Origin of the sequence: Lentzea sp. HUAS12 (assembly GCF_024125735.1) — a bacterium.
GTDB classification, from domain to species: Bacteria; Actinomycetota; Actinomycetes; order Mycobacteriales; family Pseudonocardiaceae; genus Lentzea; species Lentzea albida.
Genome location: NZ_CP099738.1, coordinates 7,790,492 through 7,804,692 on the forward strand (window position 1 = coordinate 7,790,492; position 14,201 = coordinate 7,804,692).

The following is a 14,201-nucleotide window of genomic DNA, read 5'->3' on the forward strand; positions in this document are numbered from 1 at the left end:
AGTGGTTGTCAAGGAGGAAACGTGGTCCGGAACGAGGCACGGCGCACGGCCCTGCTGGACGCGGCGATCGACGTCCTGGCCGAGGAGGGCGCGCGGGGACTGACCTACCGCGCGATCGACGCGAAGGCGGAGGTGCCGGCGGGCACGGCGTCGAACTACTTCGCGAACCGCGACGAGCTGATGTCCGCGGTGATGATGCGTGTGCACATCAGGCTCATGCCGTCGGACGAGTCGGTCGCGGAGTCGCTCAGCGCGCCTCGCGACCAGGCTCTGAGCGTGAAGTTCATGCACGACATCATCAAGCGGGCGGACGCCGACAAGGCCTGCTACCTCGCGATGATGGAGCTGCGGCTGGAGGCCACGAGGAGGCCGGACCTGCGGGCCTCGCTCACGAAGACGATCGCCGAGGGCATCGAGTTCAACGTCGCGTTCAACGAGGAGTCGGAGCTGCCCGGCGACCGGATGACCGTGATGATCATGTACTTCGCGATGACGGGGTTCATCTACGAACGGCTGACGCTGCCGGACGCGGCGGCGTCAGCCGTGGACCTCGACGAGTTCGTCGAGGTGATGGTCGACCGGGCTATCGGCTGAGCGGGCCGCCGGTGATCGTCAGCGCGACGGCGATCACCACGACGCCCAGCGTCGAGTAGAGGAACGCGTCCATGCCGCGGCCGCGGATCTTGATCAGACCCGCCTGCTCGTCGGTCACGAGGATCCGCAGCACGGCCGCGACCAGCAACGACACGCCGAGCAGCACGGCGCCCTGCCGCCAGTGGTACTGGAAGATCCGCACGAGCCCGAGCGCGCCGACCCCGAGCACCAGCGCGAACGGCAGGTGCTTGCCGGGACCGGAACGCCAGCGGGTCTCGCCCATGAGCGCCTGCGCGTCAGACCGCTGCATGGGCGCGCTCGGCGGCTTCAACGGTGTTGGTGAGCAGCATCGCGACGGTCATCGGGCCGGCGCCGCCGGGGATCGGGGCGAGCCAGCCGGCGACCTCGCGGACCTCGGGTGCCACGTCGCCGACGAGGCCCGCCTCGGTGCGGGTGATGCCGACGTCGACCACGGCCGCGCCGGGCTTGACCATGTCCGCGGTGATCAGGCCCGGGCTGCCCGCGCCCGCGATCACGATGTCCGCGCGGCGCACCTCGGCGGCCAGGTCCTTCGTGCCGGTGTGGCACAGCGTCACGGTGGCGTTCTCGGAACGGCGGGTCAGCAGCAGGCCGATCGGGCGGCCCACGGTGACGCCGCGGCCGACCACGGTGACGTTCGCGCCGGCGAGCGGCACGTCGTAGCGGCGCAGCAGCTCCACGATGCCGCGCGGGGTCGCGGGCAGCGCCGCCTCCTCGCCGAGCACGAGCTTGCCGAGGTTGACGGGGTGCAGGCCGTCGCCGTCCTTGGCCGGGTCGATGCGCTCCAGGATCGCGTTCGCGTTCAGGTGCTTCGGCAGCGGCAGCTGGACGATGTACGCGGTGACCTCGGGGTTCGCGTTCAGCTCGTCGATGACGGCTTCCAGCTCCTCCTGCGTCGTCGACTCGGGCAGGTCGCGCCGGATCGACTTGATGCCGACCTTCTCGCACGCGCGGTGCTTGCCCTTGACGTACGAGTGCGAGCCGGGGTCGTCGCCCACCAGCACGGTGGCCAGACCGACCGAGCCGGGCAGCGCGGCGACCCGCGCCTTGAGGTCCTCGAACAGCGCGTTCCGGGTTTCGTTGCCGTTGAGCAGCGTCGCAGTCACGCCCTCATCCTCCCACTGGGCAGTGCGGCGACGCCCACCGACACCAGCGTCAGCACCACGCCGACGAGCGTCGGCAACGCCAGGTGCCCGCTCACCGCGTCGAGCAGCACGGCCCCGATGAGCTGGCCGCACACCCCGCACAGCCCCACCATCAGCACGCCGATGAACCGCACCGACACGATCGCGCCACCCACGCCGACGATGCCCAGCAGGCCGCCGAGGTAGAGCCACCAGCCAGAGGGGAACGCGCCGGGGACCCCGCTCCACGTCACGGCGTTGACCAGCAGCAACGCCGCCGTGCCCACGCTGAAGTTCACCAGGATCGTCGCCATCGAGTTGTCGGCGGCCTCGCGCACCAGCCCGTTCACCGCCTGCTGCCAGCCCATCAGCAGGCCCGCGACCAGCGGCAGCACCGCGAGCCACAACCCGCCGGGGGACGTGAACTGGTCCGACACCGCGATCGTGACGGCGACGACACCGACGGCCGCCCCGGCGACGCGGGTCCTCGTGATCGGCTTCGGCTCGCCGGGCCCGACCCCGAGGTTGTCCACGACCATGCTGCTCACGACCTGCCCGATCACGACCGCGACCGTGAACACCGCCACACCGATCGTCGCGACCGCGAGTCCCTGCGAGCCCACGAGCACCGCGCCGCTGATCCCGCCGACGCACTCCCACCACCGGATGCGGCGCCCGCGCAGCGCGTCCCGCAGCCGCAGGAGGCCGTCGCGGCCGGACTGTCGCGTCAGGACCACCGCGAGCAGCACGAACCACCCGCCGGCGAACGAGATCAACGCCGCCACCAGCCCGTTGCCGAGCGACTGGGCGAGCGAACCGTTGACGCGCGCCTGCACCGCGATCGCCACACCGCCCGCCGCCGCCAGCAGACCGCCGGTCACCTGCGCGGACCGCGTCACAGCGCCTCCAGAGGGGTCGAGAGTGTTCTTGATCAGCTTTAACCTTGCACGTCGACCACGTTATGGTCGGGCCTCCACCGTTCGGCGCAGTGGCGGGGGACGTGTGCGATCCGGCGAGTTGCGGGGGAAGATGTTGGCGTGTCCGAGCCGAAGCCGTTGAACCCGACCGAGCAGGACGCTCTCGTCAAGCAGATCGGCCTGACTCTGATGCGGGCCGCACCAGAGGACTGGCGAAGCGTGATCGCCCAGTACCGAGCCACCGGCCGGTACTTCGAACTGGAGGCCGAGCTCCGGCTGCAGGACGGGAGCAAGCGCGCCTGGCAGGCGCCGCAGGAGGTGGCCTCGCTGTTCGCGCGGCTGCGTGCCGGCATGCACCGCGAAGGCCGTGGCAGCTGGACCAACGCCCGCTACCAGCTCGACCACCCGTCGAGCTACAACCTCGACTTCGACCGCGCCGAGCCGAGCTGGCAGACGCCTCCTCCGCAACAGGCGTACATCGACGAGATGCGGTTCTTCCCGCGTGCCGAGGAGAACGTCCCCGACTGGCTGCGCCGCAGGCTGAACCCGCCGACGCCGGCCTTCCGCACCGTCCGCGTGTTCGACGGCGCCGGACCGGGTGGCCGTCCGTCGGTCAACCGGCCGCCGGTGCCCGAGCCCGAGGTCGCGCCGCTGCTCACGTACCTGTCGAACGCCCCGGTCGCCGTGGCCGGGCGCGGCTTCGACAACGACGTGCTGCACCCGGACGCGCCGCCGGTCGTGCCGTCCGGGTTCCAGACCGACGGCGTGTGGATCTGGCCCGCCGGGGTCGCGTACTACCTGCGCAAGTACGGCGTGCCGCCCGAGCCCGAGCTGGTCGAACGCGCGCGTGGCGCCGGGTTCGCCCTGCCGGAGGTCTCGGAGGAGTCGAGGCTCGCCGCCGCCGCGAACCTGGGAGCGCCCGCCGCGCCTCCCGGCACCGTGGTGCCCGTGCCGGTCGAGCCCGAACCGAAGCGCGAACCGGAGCGCAAGCCGCAGCCCGAACTCGCCGCCGCCGAGGAGACGCAGTACGTCGCGGCGCCGAAGTTCGAGGCCGAGCAGGAGGAGCCGGAGGAGGAGTACGACTTCGAGCCCCTCTACCCCGAGCCGCCGCGCGCCGCCGAGCAGCCGCGCCCCGAGCCGGAGCCGGACCTCGGCGAGACGATCGCGGTGGCCACGCCGCCGCTGGCCGGTGACGGGCCGCCCTACCGGGTGGTCTTCGACTCCGACGGCGTGCCGGACACGGTCGACGACAGGACGTTGCGCGACACCTACGGCGCGGGCATGGACCTCTTCGCGCCGCACCCGGCCGACCTGGAGGAGGAGCCGGCCGCCGAGGTCGTCCCCGAGACCGCCCCGGAACCCGTCGCCGAGAAGCCGAACGAAACGGAACCCGAGGACGAACGTCACGACGTGGACGTTCCCGAGGAACCCGAGATCCCCACCGCGGGGCCCGACGAGCCCGAGCTCCTCACGCATCACCGGGAGGCCGAGCTCACCGACCACATCGAGGCGGAGCCAGAACTCCTCACGCACCACCGCGAAGCAGAGGTCACCGACCACATCGAGGCCGAGACCGAGGAACGCCCGCGCGACGCCATGCAGGACACGATGGCGTGGAGCCCGGTCCTCGACGAGCCGCTCGAGAGCCCGGCCGAGGTCACCGAGGAACACCCGGTCGTCCCGGTCGGCGAGGACGAGCCCGACCTCGCCGAAGAGGAGATCGAGTCGACGACGTCGTTCGAGGCGGCGAAGTTCGACGAGGAGTTCGAGACGCGTTTCGACTCCCGGCTCGACTCGCACTTCGAGCCGGAGCCCGAGGCACCGCCCGTGGTCGCCGCCGTGCCCGTGGCGGCCGTCGCGCCCGCTCCGACGCGTTCGGAGGAGACCACCCAGTTCGACGCGGCGCTGTTCAACGAGCCCGAACCGGAGCCGGAACCCGAGCCCGAACCGGAGCCGGTGAAGCCGCCGCGGCAGGTCACGCAGGAGGAGGACCGCGAACTGGCGGGCACCCGCCGCGCGCTCGACGACCTGAACGTGCCGCACGGCGTGTTCCGGATCGGCGGCGAACCGGCCGACCGCACCTGGACGCTGCGCCTCGAGGGCGACAGCTGGGAGGTCGCCTGGTTCGACCACGGCCCCAAGAACCCGGTGCGGTTCGACAAGGTCGAGGACGCGTCGGCGTACCTGATCGGCAGGCTGGTGCTGGGCAACTTCCGCACGATCCCGCCGAGGGGCGCTCCGCAACGGCCGATGACCAACGGCTTCCGCGAGGAACCGCCGCGCCGTCCCGTGCCACCGCAGCGCCCGCCGCTGCCGCCGCAGACCCCGCCCGCGCCGATGCCGCAGGTCGCGCCGATGCCGCAGGCCGCGGCCCCGACGCAGGTGCAGTCCGTGCCGCCTCCCGCACCGCAGCAGGCACCGTCGCCGGTCGCCGCCGCCGTGGCGCAGGAGGAACCGGCGAAGCGGAAGTTCCCGATCTCGCCGCTCGCGGGCGAGCCGCCGCTCACGTTGTTCCGCCACAAGCAGATGTTCGAGCTGCCGGCGGGCACCGAGGTCGACCGCTACGGCGACCAGACCGGCAACCTCGTCTACGTGGCGGGCACGCCGTTCCCGGAACGCAGCCTCGTGCCGTCGTGGATCAACCGCCCGTACCGCGTGTACCGGTTGCGCCGCCCGCTCGAGGTGCTGACCGGCGTGGCCGTGCCGTGGTTCGAGCAGCCGGGCGGCGGCACCGCCTACCTGCTGCCGAAGGCCGTCGAGGAGATGGTCGCGGACGGCGTCCTGGTGGAGATCACGGGATCAGCTGACAACTAGGCCGTAGGCCGCGGCGAAAGCGATCGCCGTGTCGACGTCGATCAGGGCTCCGGCGAGCTTCGCCTGCCGGAGCCCGTTCGCGTCGATCTTCGCCCCGCGCAGGTCCGCGCCGTCGAGCTTCGCGTCGAGCAGCCGGGCGCCCATCAGGTCGGCCTGGCTCAGGTCGGTGTTGCGCAGGTCGGCCTCGCTCAGGTTCGTCTCTCGGAACCGCTGACCACCGAGCTTCAGGTCGTACAGCGGTGCCTTCACGAACGACGCCAGCGTGAAGTCCACCTCGGTGAAGGTGATGGGCCGCAGCACGCAGTCGACGAAGTTCGACCCCATGAGGCTGCACGAGTTGAACGCCGACCGGGTGAGCACCGTGCGGTCGAAGGTGCACTGCCGGAACGCCGTCGCCGTGTGCACCGACTCGCCGAGGTCCGTCCGGGTGAAGTCGCACCGGGTGAACGTGCACCCGCTCGTCACCAGTGAGCGGAGATCGGCCTCGGTGAAGTCGCAGTCGGTGAAGGACCGCTTCTCCCACTGCTGATCAGGCAGGTTGGCGTCGGCGTAGTCCTCGCCGACCTCTTCGACCAGGTTGTCCACTCTCACACTCTCGCAGAACCCCCGTGTTGGTAACGTGCGGGACGCCGGGCGACCTGCCCGACGTCAACGAGGACCGTCATTCGGGAAGGCTCATGACCCGCACGCCCGTGAACGTCACTGTCACCGGTGCCGCCGGCCAGATCGGCTACGCACTGCTGTTCCGCATCGCTTCCGGCCACCTGCTCGGTCCGGACACCCCGGTCAACCTGCGGCTGCTGGAGATCACCCCGGCGCTGAAGGCCGCCGAGGGCACCGCGATGGAGCTCGACGACTGCGCCTTCCCGCTGCTCAAGGGCATCACGATCACCGACGACGCGAAGACCGCGTTCGACGGCGTGAACGTGGCCCTGCTCGTCGGCGCCCGCCCCCGCACCAAGGGCATGGAGCGCGGCGACCTGCTCGAGGCCAACGGCGGCATCTTCAAGCCGCAGGGCGAGGCGATCAACGCCGGCGCCGCGGACGACGTGAAGGTGCTCGTGGTCGGCAACCCGGCCAACACCAACGCCCTCATCGCCCAGCAGCACGCGCCGGACGTCCCGCGCGAGCGCTTCACCGCGATGACGCGCCTGGACCACAACCGCGCCCTGTCGCAGCTCGCCAAGAAGCTGGGCGTCGCGGTCACCGACATCCAGAACATGACGATCTGGGGCAACCACTCGGCCACCCAGTACCCGGACCTGTTCCACGCCAAGGTCGGCGACAAGACCGCCGCCGAGGCCGTGAACGACCAGGCGTGGCTCGAGAACGACTTCATCCCGACCGTCGCCAAGCGCGGTGCGGCGATCATCGAGGCCCGTGGCGCGTCTTCCGCCGCTTCGGCCGCGAACGCCGCCATCGACCACATCTACGACTGGGTCAACGGCACCGAGTGGACCTCGATGGCCATCCCGTCGGACGGCTCGTACGGCGTGCCCGAGGGCATCATCTCGTCGTTCCCCGTCCGCACCTCGGGCGGTTCGTACGAGATCATCCAGGGCCTGGAGATCGACGAGTTCTCGCGCGCCCGCATCGACGCCTCGGTCGCCGAGCTCGTCGAGGAGCGCGACGCGGTCAAGGGTCTCGGCCTGATCTGAGTTCTTCGTGGCAGTGTGGGGAACGTGCTGATTCCTTGGGACGTTCCCCAGCCACAGCTCTCCGACGACGTGCACCCCGCGCTCGCCGACGCCGCCCGCGCGGCGTCGGCGGCGTACGGGCGTGCCCGCACCCTGCACACGCGCCTCGAACTCCGCGAGGAAGTCGCGGACGGCGCCGACGGAACACCGACGATGCGCGTCGACCGCATCGTCGAGGACGCGATACTGGAGTCCATCCACCGCAACCGCGTGAACCTGCTCTCCGAAGAGGCCGGGTTCGTCGACAACGGCTCCTCGATCACCCTCGTCGTCGACCCGGTCGACGGGTCCGCGAACGCCGCGTTCGGGGTGCCTCTCTCGTGCTTCGCCGGTGCGCTCGTGGAAGACGGCACGGCGAAAGAAGCCCTCACGACGTGGTTCGACACGGGCCGTGCGTGGCATGCGCGCGCAGGAGTGCCGACGGCGTTCCGCACCACCGGCCGCACGACGTTGAAGGGCGCGTCCGTGTGCCTGATGCGTCCGAAGACAGGCACTCAGGACGCGTGGCTGCGCATCGCGAACAGCGCGGACCGCATCCGTGTGCTGTGCACGACCTGCCTGGAGACCATGCTGGTCGCGGAGGGCACGGTCGACGCGTTCATCGATCCCGGCAGCGACACGCACCGCATCATGGACCTCGCGACGGCTCTGGTCACCGTCCCCGCGGCGGGCGGGGTGCTGGTCGACCTGCACGGGCGGCCGTTCACGTTCGAGCCCGACCTGACCCACCGGTGGTCGGGCGTGGCGGCAGCGACTCCTCAGCTGGCCGAGGAGCTGATCGCGACCGTGCTGGGGTAGCCGGTACCGGGTTAGACGGAGCCCCGCGGCTCGACGACGCAGTCGGGTCCGGGGAACACCAGACCTTCGTGCCCGTCGTTGAAGCGGACGAGGTACGGCGGATGTCCGTCGGTCCCGCGCACTTCGAGGATCTCGCCGAGGCGCTCCTCGAGTCCGATGGAACGGCTGTGGACGTGAAGCCTGTCACCCACTGTTGCTTGCATGGTGCTGCAACACCTCCGGTGTGCGGCGTGAGGCCTGCGCGATGAACGCGCTAAAGCCTAAGCCGCCACCGGAGGAGTGCAACAGGGCTCAAGTGCTCATCCGCCGCAGGCGGCCGACACCTTCGCGACGAGGTCGGCCTTCTGCTGCACCCAGTCCGCCGCGGAGCTGACGTTCTGCATGCCGTTGGCCGCTTCTTCGAGAGCCTTCTTCACCTGCTCGTCCGGCGCGGAGTTCGCCAGCGTCTCGAGCTCCTTCGCCTTGGCCTGGGTGTCCTCCAGCGCCTTCTGCGGGTCGCTCATGTCCGGCGAGAAGCCCACCAGCTGAACCGCGTCGGCGCACAGCTTCACCTTGTCCGCGGTGTCGCTGACCCCCTGGAGCGTGTCGCAGGCCGTCAGGCTGCCCAACGCGATGGCGGCTGCTGCCAGCGTTCCGACTACGCGCATTCGCTCTCCTTGCCCGAACTGTCCGGTTCTGTTGGTTACGACTCTACCGATGCGCGTCTTGATCGAGTTGGCGTTGGTAGAGCTTGCGGATGACGTCGTCGATCTCGGGCTCCACGACGGCGAGGTCGTGGACCTCCACCTGCCGCACCACCTGCGTGATCAACTGCGCCGCCGTCGTCTCCGCTCTCCTGAACGTGAGGTGGTGTCGCAATCCGCCCGCCTCACTGCGCACCGCCGTTACTCCTGGGACGTCCGGCGCAGGTCCGGGTTCCCTGAGGTCGATGACGAGCTCGCGCTCCGGCGTGACCTCGGCGCGCAGCTCGTCCAGCGGGCCGTCGGCGAGCACCCGGCCGTGGTCGATCACCATGAGCCGCGGGCAGAGGCGTTCGATGTCGTCCAGGTCGTGCGTGGTGAGCAGCAGCGTCGTGCCGCGGCGGGTGTTGAGGTCCGCGAGGAACTCCCTGAGGCGTTCCTTGGACTCCAGGTCCAGGCCGATCGTCGGCTCGTCCAGCACCAGGAGCTCCGGGGCGTGCAGCAGGGCCGCGGTGATCTCGCCGCGCATCCGCTGCCCCAGCGAGAGCTGCCGCACCGGGGTCTGGAGGGTCTCCTGCAGGCCGAGCAGCTCCACGCACTCGTCGAGGCGCGTCCGGTGGTCCTGCGCCGACACCCGGTAGATGGACCTGAGCAGGTCGAAGCTGTCCCTCAGCGGCAGGTCCCACCAGAGCTGGCTGCGCTGGCCGAACACGACGCCGATGCGCCTCGCGAGGTCGCGCCGCTGCTTCGACGGGTCCACGCCGTCGACCGTGAGGTGGCCGCTCGTCGGGACCAGGATCCCGGTCAGCATCTTGATCGTCGTGGACTTGCCCGCCCCGTTCGGCCCGACGTAGCCGACGGCCTCGCCCGCGGCGACGTCGAACGTGACGCCGTCGACCGCCGTGACGGTCTTGTAGTTGCGCCGCAGGCCTTTCGACGTGGCGACCTTGAACTCCCTGCGGAGCTCCCTGACCTCGATCATGATCCCGTTCCCCGGTAGTGCCTGACCGCGAACCGCCACACCAGCGCGGCGACCCCCGCCGCCAGCGCCGCGACGAGCGGTGATGTCCAGCCCACCCAGCCGGGAAGGCCGAGCGGGTCCTGCTTGCCGAGCAGCGCGAGGCTCGGGTAGTACGCGACGAACGCCCCCGGCACGACGAACGCCATCAGCCACCGCAACGGCCGCGAGTAGACGTTGATCGGGTACGACGTGAAGGCGTTGCTGCCGTAGGTGACCGCGTTGGCGAACTCGCGCCCCTCGACGATCCAGAAGCAGATCGAGCAGGCCACCACCCAGACCGCGCTGTAGATGACCGCGCCCGCGACCGGCGTCAGGACCGTCAGCAGGACCTTCGCCGGCGACCAGTCGACCGGCACGTGCGCCAGCGCGTAGAACATGACCGCGAGCGCACCGGTGATCCGCCCGATCCTGCGCAGGCGGATGTCGGAGCACATGATCTGCGGCAACGTCCGGAGCGGCCGCATCAGCAGCACGTCGAAGCTGCCCGTGCGGATGTAGGTCGGCAGGTTGTCGAGCTGCCCGGCGAACAGGTCCGCGACCCCGAACGCCGCCCCCGCGAACGCGTACATGAGCAGCACTTCGTTCTTGGTGAAGCCGCCCAGCGCGTCGATCTGGGTGAACAGGACGAGGATGACGACCATCTCGTAGCCCTGTGCGATGACCTGCGTGACGAAGTCGATCGCGAACGACGCCCGGTACGACAGCTGGCTCTTGAGGCGCGCGCCGATGAGCTTGGGGTAGACGAACTCAGCCACCCTGCAACACCACCTTCCGCATGGCGCGCTGCAAGGTGAAGTGGCCGATCCCCAGCATCACCACGGCCCAGAAAGCCTGCAACAGCAGGAGTTCCCACGGATCGCCGTGCCCGAGGAACACGTCGATCGGCGCCTGCAGGACGGCCGGGAACGGCGTCATCCAGAGCACGTCCCGCGCCCACCCCGGGAAGAACGCGATGGGCACCGTCAGGCCGCACAGCAGGCCCGACGAGACGTTCCAGAACCCGTACAGCCCCCGGTTGTCGAGCAGCCAGAACGAGCTGATGTCGATGAGGAACCGGAAGCCGAAGCTGATCACCAGCGCGAGCAGCGCGCTGATGCCGAACAGCGGCCACTGCTTCGCTGTGGCGGGGAACTGGAACGGGAACAGCAGCATGCCGAACACCATCGGCGGCACCAGCCGTGTCAGGAGGGCGTAGCCACCCCGCCCGACGTCCTCCGCGAGAAGGGCGCCTTGGAGGTTCCACGGCCTGTAGAGGTCTACTACCACGTCACCGGATCGCACGCGCTCGGCGAGCTCGTTGGTTCCCCACAACAGGACGAACCCGAGCAGCCCCTGCCCGATCCAGACGTACGTGTTGGCGGCAGCGATGTCGTAGTCCGCGATCTCCCCGTTCGCCGCCTTGAGCGCGGCGACGAGGATCGCGACCCGCAGCAGGCCGAAGACCACGTTCGTGGTCATCCCGGCCAGCATCGCTTGTCGGTAGGTCGAGTACCTTCGGAATCCAGCAATGATCAAATCGGCGTGAACACGCACGTCGGTCTACGTTAGTGACCGTCGCAAGTGGATTTCTCAGTTGATGGCGACCTTCTTCTCGCGGTCCGGACCGGGGACCTCCCACCCCACCGGCCTCGGTCGCTCACCGGGGTAGGTCGCGGTGTCACCGAACCCGGCCGGGCAGTAGCCGAGTCCCGGGACCGGCTCCATGTTCCCGCCTGCGGAGAAGTGCGTCGCGCTGACCCAGCCCCAGTAGCCGTTGTCCCCCAGGGTGTAGCCGAACCAGTTGTTCACGATGTCGCCGCCGCTGGTGCCGTACGTCAGTGTGATCCCGAACGTGCGCTGGCAGACGAACCAGCTGTTGCCCGCGTTGAGCACGCCCGCGATGTTGCCCACGGGCGTGATCTTGCCGCTGCCGAACATCGCCCACAGGTGGTTGGTGCGCCAGATGTTGCAGGTGTAGGTCGTGCCGTAGCCCGCTTGCCCGCCCGACTGGTAGCAGCTCCCCGCGGCCTGCGCGGCCGGGGCGTTGACGACCAGCGAACCTGCGACGGCGAGGCACGCGAGAAGTGCACGGAGCTTCTTCATGATCCCCCCAGAGGATGTTCGTCCGGGGAATCCTAGTCAGCTGCCGAACGCGCTGGTCACGACTTCACCGGCACCGGGTTCCGCTCCGAAGCACAGGAAGTAGTTGCGGGTGCCGTCCGCGTACCCGACGGCGGTGATGTCCCACCCGGTGGTGTCGACGGTCTGACGGGTGTTCGCTTTCATCAGCTCGGGCGTGCAGATGTTCTTCACCTCCGCTGAAGCCAGGAGTTCGTCCGATCCGACCGCCGGGATCTCCCCGGAGAGCCAGCCTCCTCCGAACGCCTCCCAGAAGTGCTCGTCCGCGCAGCTGCCGACCTTCCGCGCTGTGGCCGCCTTGCCGCCGAAGTTGTTGATGCCGCGGAAGCAGGTCGACGCGTCGACGCAGAACCCTCCGTCGCACTTCTTGAGGAACGGCGGTGGGATGTCCTTGGCTCCACCTGGTTGCGTCGTCGCCGGACCGGGCCCCTGCGCGTTCGACTGCTCCTTGCCACCGAACGGATTCAAGATCAGCACACCCGCCACCACCACGGCGACCAGCCCCGCCGCGGCTGCGACCAGCGGCCACCTCTTGCTCTTCGGCGGGGGAGGCACCGGCACGGTCGGCGACCGCATCGGGTCGATCAGCTCGTCCCGCAGTTGCGCGGCACTGGGCGTGCGCAGGTTCGCGTCCGGGTGCAGCGCCCGCGCCAGCGCCTCGTGCATCGCGGGCGGCACCCCCGGCACCGCGGGCACGGGCCGGCGCAGGATCTCGCCGAGCTGGTCGAACGACGTGATCGGCCACGGCACCGGGCGCGGCGGCTTGCCCGCGAGCAGCGTGTAGAGCGTGGCGGCGAGCGAGTAGACGTCGGCCTGCGGCGTCGGTTCCGCCATCGCGAACGCCTCGGGCGGCGCGTAGCTGGGGCTCAGGGCGTCCCGCGTGACCGTGCTGCCGCCCTGCGCGTCGAGCAGCGCCGCGAGCCCGAAGTCGGCGAGCTTAGGGGTGCCGTAGCGGTCGACGAGGATGTTGCCGGGCTTGATGTCCCGGTGCAGCACGCCTTCCTGGTGCGCCGCGGCGAGGGCGTCGGCGAGCTTGATGCCGAGGTCGCGCACCTGCTCCGGGTGCAACGGGCCGCGCGCGTCGAGCTGGTCGGCGAGCGACCCACCCGTGCACAGCTCCATGACGATGTAGGGCGTGCCCTGCTGGGTGATGTTCGCGTCGTGCACCCCGACGACGTGCGGGTGCCCCGACAGCTTGGCCGCCGCCCGCGCCTCGCGCAGGAACCGCCTGCGGTCCCGTTCGTCCACGAGCACCCGGTTGTCGATCTTGACGGCGACGTCCCGGCCGAGTTGTGCCTGGTGGGCGGTGTAGACGGTGGCGAACCCGCCCGCACCCAGTGGTCTCAGCTCGGTCAGGCCGGGGATGTGGGGTGCGGTCACGCGCGGGAGCATAGTTCCGCACCCCGACAACCCGGCCGTTAGACCGTGCAGTTCAGCGAACCGCTCCTGATGGCGTGCTTGTCGGTGTTGTCGTCGTCCGACCAGAGAGCGACCTTCTTGCCGTTGACGCAGGCTGGCGAAAGCGCAAAGCCTTCGAGGTTCACGTTCGGCAGCTTCGACGGCCGGTCGTACGTCGCCGTCACCTTGAACCGGCCGTCACTGACCGCGAGTGTGGTCGACCTGCCACTGCAGTTGTTGTCGCACGTGGCCCACAGCCTGTTGTTCTCCCACTCCAGGTCCATGACCTGCGCCTGCCCGCTCGCGAACTTCGAGACGAGCTTCGCCCCGCCGTCCTGCAGCGCGTAGAGGAAGATCCCGCCGGTCGCCTCCAGCCCGACCGCGAACAACCCGGTCCCGTGACCCGGATAGGCGGCGGGGTCGTAGAGCTTGCCGGTGTCGTCCTTGAAGCCCCGCGAGGTCAGGAACGAGTCGGGAATCCACGAGATCGCCTCAGGCCCGTCGTTGGGCTCGACCGACGGCATCCCCGGCAGCTTCCACTCCTTCTCGGTGCCGTTGCCGACCTTCAACACCATCGGCGAACTGACGTCACCGTTGTCGTTGTCCCGCTCGCTGACCACGAACAGCCCGTCCGGCGTGCTCACGACACCTTCGGCGTCCGGGTCACCCGCGCCGTTCCGGAACTTCAGCGACCGCTTCTGGTCGACCTTCCACGTACTCCCGCTCGGCACGAGCCGGTAGAGCGTCGACGGCCCGTTCTTCACGGCCCACACGACACCCGCACCCTCGAACGACAACCCGCTGAGGTTCTTGCCGAACACGCCCGACCCGTCAGCCGTCTGCGTGGCCGACCCACCGGGCCACGCCGTGGCCGCGTCCGCCGACATGGTCCCCAGACCGAACGCCAGGACCGCGAACACGCTGATCACCTTGATGCGCAACGGAACCGCCTTTCTCCCACGAGGCAAGATCACACCTCGTGCGAACTGACGGCGGACGTC

General features: G+C 69.8%; 16 protein-coding genes. 4 read left to right on the plus strand and 12 right to left on the minus strand.

All coding sequences use genetic code 11. From position 1 onward, the window contains the following. Positions 1-21: 21 nt before the first annotated feature. Positions 22-594: a TetR/AcrR family transcriptional regulator gene (locus tag ND450_RS36395; protein ID WP_253322722.1), complete on the plus strand. Its 573-nt coding sequence runs from the start codon at positions 22-24 to the stop codon at positions 592-594. Here the strand turns inward: ND450_RS36395 and ND450_RS36400 are convergent. The 3 genes from ND450_RS36400 to ND450_RS36410 are packed head-to-tail and all read right to left on the minus strand — an operon-like array spanning position 584 to position 2,656. After that, positions 584-904, minus strand: a complete 321-nt coding sequence (locus ND450_RS36400) for a DUF3017 domain-containing protein (RefSeq protein WP_371927508.1) — start codon at positions 902-904, stop codon at positions 584-586. The genes ND450_RS36395 and ND450_RS36400 overlap by 11 nt on opposite strands. Continuing rightward, positions 891-1,739, minus strand: a complete 849-nt coding sequence (locus ND450_RS36405) for a bifunctional methylenetetrahydrofolate dehydrogenase/methenyltetrahydrofolate cyclohydrolase (protein ID WP_089915006.1) — start codon at positions 1,737-1,739, stop codon at positions 891-893. The genes ND450_RS36400 and ND450_RS36405 overlap by 14 nt, the downstream gene beginning before the upstream one ends. Then, complete coding sequence (locus tag ND450_RS36410) at positions 1,736-2,656, minus strand: DMT family transporter (protein ID WP_253322723.1); 921 nt, start codon at positions 2,654-2,656, stop codon at positions 1,736-1,738. Before ND450_RS36410 ends, ND450_RS36405 begins: the two co-directional genes overlap by 4 nt. A gap of 138 nt (positions 2,657-2,794) precedes the next feature. Here ND450_RS36410 and ND450_RS36415 point away from each other — a divergent pair, with 138 nt between their 5' ends. Continuing rightward, positions 2,795-5,488, plus strand: a complete 2,694-nt coding sequence (locus ND450_RS36415) for a glycohydrolase toxin TNT-related protein (RefSeq protein ID WP_253322724.1) — start codon at positions 2,795-2,797, stop codon at positions 5,486-5,488. Here the strand turns inward: ND450_RS36415 and ND450_RS36420 are convergent. After that, the gene (locus tag ND450_RS36420; protein WP_371927509.1) at positions 5,474-6,073 is read right to left on the minus strand and encodes a pentapeptide repeat-containing protein; all 600 of its coding nucleotides are present in this window, start codon (positions 6,071-6,073) and stop codon (positions 5,474-5,476) included. The two genes, ND450_RS36415 and ND450_RS36420, sit on opposite strands and share 15 nt — an antisense overlap. Before the next feature lie 92 nt (positions 6,074-6,165). On the opposite strand from ND450_RS36420, the gene ND450_RS36425 reads away from it, so the two are divergent. After that, positions 6,166-7,146 (plus strand): malate dehydrogenase, encoded by a 981-nt coding sequence (locus ND450_RS36425; protein ID WP_089914997.1) that lies wholly within the window; start codon positions 6,166-6,168, stop codon positions 7,144-7,146. Positions 7,147-7,170: 24 nt separating this feature from the next. Then, positions 7,171-7,983, plus strand: coding sequence for an inositol monophosphatase family protein (locus ND450_RS36430; protein ID WP_253322725.1), 813 nt, complete (start codon positions 7,171-7,173; stop codon positions 7,981-7,983). An 11-nt stretch (positions 7,984-7,994) separates the two neighbouring features. Here the strand turns inward: ND450_RS36430 and ND450_RS36435 are convergent, their stop codons facing one another. From ND450_RS36435 to ND450_RS36470, 8 genes are all read right to left on the minus strand, one after another. Beyond that, positions 7,995-8,186 (minus strand): DUF1918 domain-containing protein, encoded by a 192-nt coding sequence (locus ND450_RS36435; RefSeq protein ID WP_089914994.1) that lies wholly within the window; start codon positions 8,184-8,186, stop codon positions 7,995-7,997. A gap of 96 nt (positions 8,187-8,282) precedes the next feature. Further along, positions 8,283-8,630 carry a hypothetical protein gene (locus tag ND450_RS36440; RefSeq protein ID WP_089914991.1) on the minus strand — a complete coding sequence of 116 codons (348 nt, stop codon included), beginning with the start codon at positions 8,628-8,630 and terminating at the stop codon, positions 8,283-8,285. A 43-nt stretch (positions 8,631-8,673) separates the two neighbouring features. Beyond that, positions 8,674-9,645, minus strand: a complete 972-nt coding sequence (locus ND450_RS36445) for an ATP-binding cassette domain-containing protein (protein WP_253322726.1) — start codon at positions 9,643-9,645, stop codon at positions 8,674-8,676. Further along, positions 9,642-10,439: an ABC transporter permease gene (locus ND450_RS36450; protein WP_253322727.1), complete on the minus strand. Its 798-nt coding sequence runs from the start codon at positions 10,437-10,439 to the stop codon at positions 9,642-9,644. Before ND450_RS36450 ends, ND450_RS36445 begins: the two co-directional genes overlap by 4 nt. Further along, positions 10,432-11,142 carry an ABC-2 family transporter protein gene (locus tag ND450_RS36455; RefSeq protein WP_253322728.1) on the minus strand — a complete coding sequence of 237 codons (711 nt, stop codon included), beginning with the start codon at positions 11,140-11,142 and terminating at the stop codon, positions 10,432-10,434. The genes ND450_RS36450 and ND450_RS36455 overlap by 8 nt, the downstream gene beginning before the upstream one ends. Positions 11,143-11,253: 111 nt before the next feature. After that, on the minus strand, positions 11,254-11,766 hold the full coding sequence (locus tag ND450_RS36460) for a hypothetical protein (RefSeq protein ID WP_253322729.1): 513 nt from the start codon (positions 11,764-11,766) through the stop codon (positions 11,254-11,256). A gap of 36 nt (positions 11,767-11,802) precedes the next feature. Continuing rightward, positions 11,803-13,182: a serine/threonine-protein kinase gene (locus tag ND450_RS36465; protein WP_253322730.1), complete on the minus strand. Its 1,380-nt coding sequence runs from the start codon at positions 13,180-13,182 to the stop codon at positions 11,803-11,805. Between the two features lie 38 nt (positions 13,183-13,220). Beyond that, positions 13,221-14,168, minus strand: a complete 948-nt coding sequence (locus ND450_RS36470) for a hypothetical protein (protein ID WP_371927510.1) — start codon at positions 14,166-14,168, stop codon at positions 13,221-13,223. Positions 14,169-14,201 lie beyond the last annotated feature (33 nt).

What these genes read in the sequence shown, in the direction of transcription:
- ND450_RS36400 (WP_371927508.1), bottom strand. Translation starts at nt 904, where the DNA reads ATGCAGCGGTCTGACGCGCAGGCGCTCATGGGCGAGACCCGCTGGCGT.
- ND450_RS36425 (WP_089914997.1), top strand. Translation starts at nt 6,166, where the DNA reads ATGACCCGCACGCCCGTGAACGTCACTGTCACCGGTGCCGCCGGCCAG.
- ND450_RS36435 (WP_089914994.1), bottom strand. Translation starts at nt 8,186, where the DNA reads ATGCAAGCAACAGTGGGTGACAGGCTTCACGTCCACAGCCGTTCCATC.
- ND450_RS36440 (WP_089914991.1), bottom strand. Translation starts at nt 8,630, where the DNA reads ATGCGCGTAGTCGGAACGCTGGCAGCAGCCGCCATCGCGTTGGGCAGC.
- ND450_RS36445 (WP_253322726.1), bottom strand. Translation starts at nt 9,645, where the DNA reads ATGATCGAGGTCAGGGAGCTCCGCAGGGAGTTCAAGGTCGCCACGTCG.
- ND450_RS36455 (WP_253322728.1), bottom strand. Translation starts at nt 11,142, where the DNA reads ATGACCACGAACGTGGTCTTCGGCCTGCTGCGGGTCGCGATCCTCGTC.
- ND450_RS36460 (WP_253322729.1), bottom strand. Translation starts at nt 11,766, where the DNA reads ATGAAGAAGCTCCGTGCACTTCTCGCGTGCCTCGCCGTCGCAGGTTCG.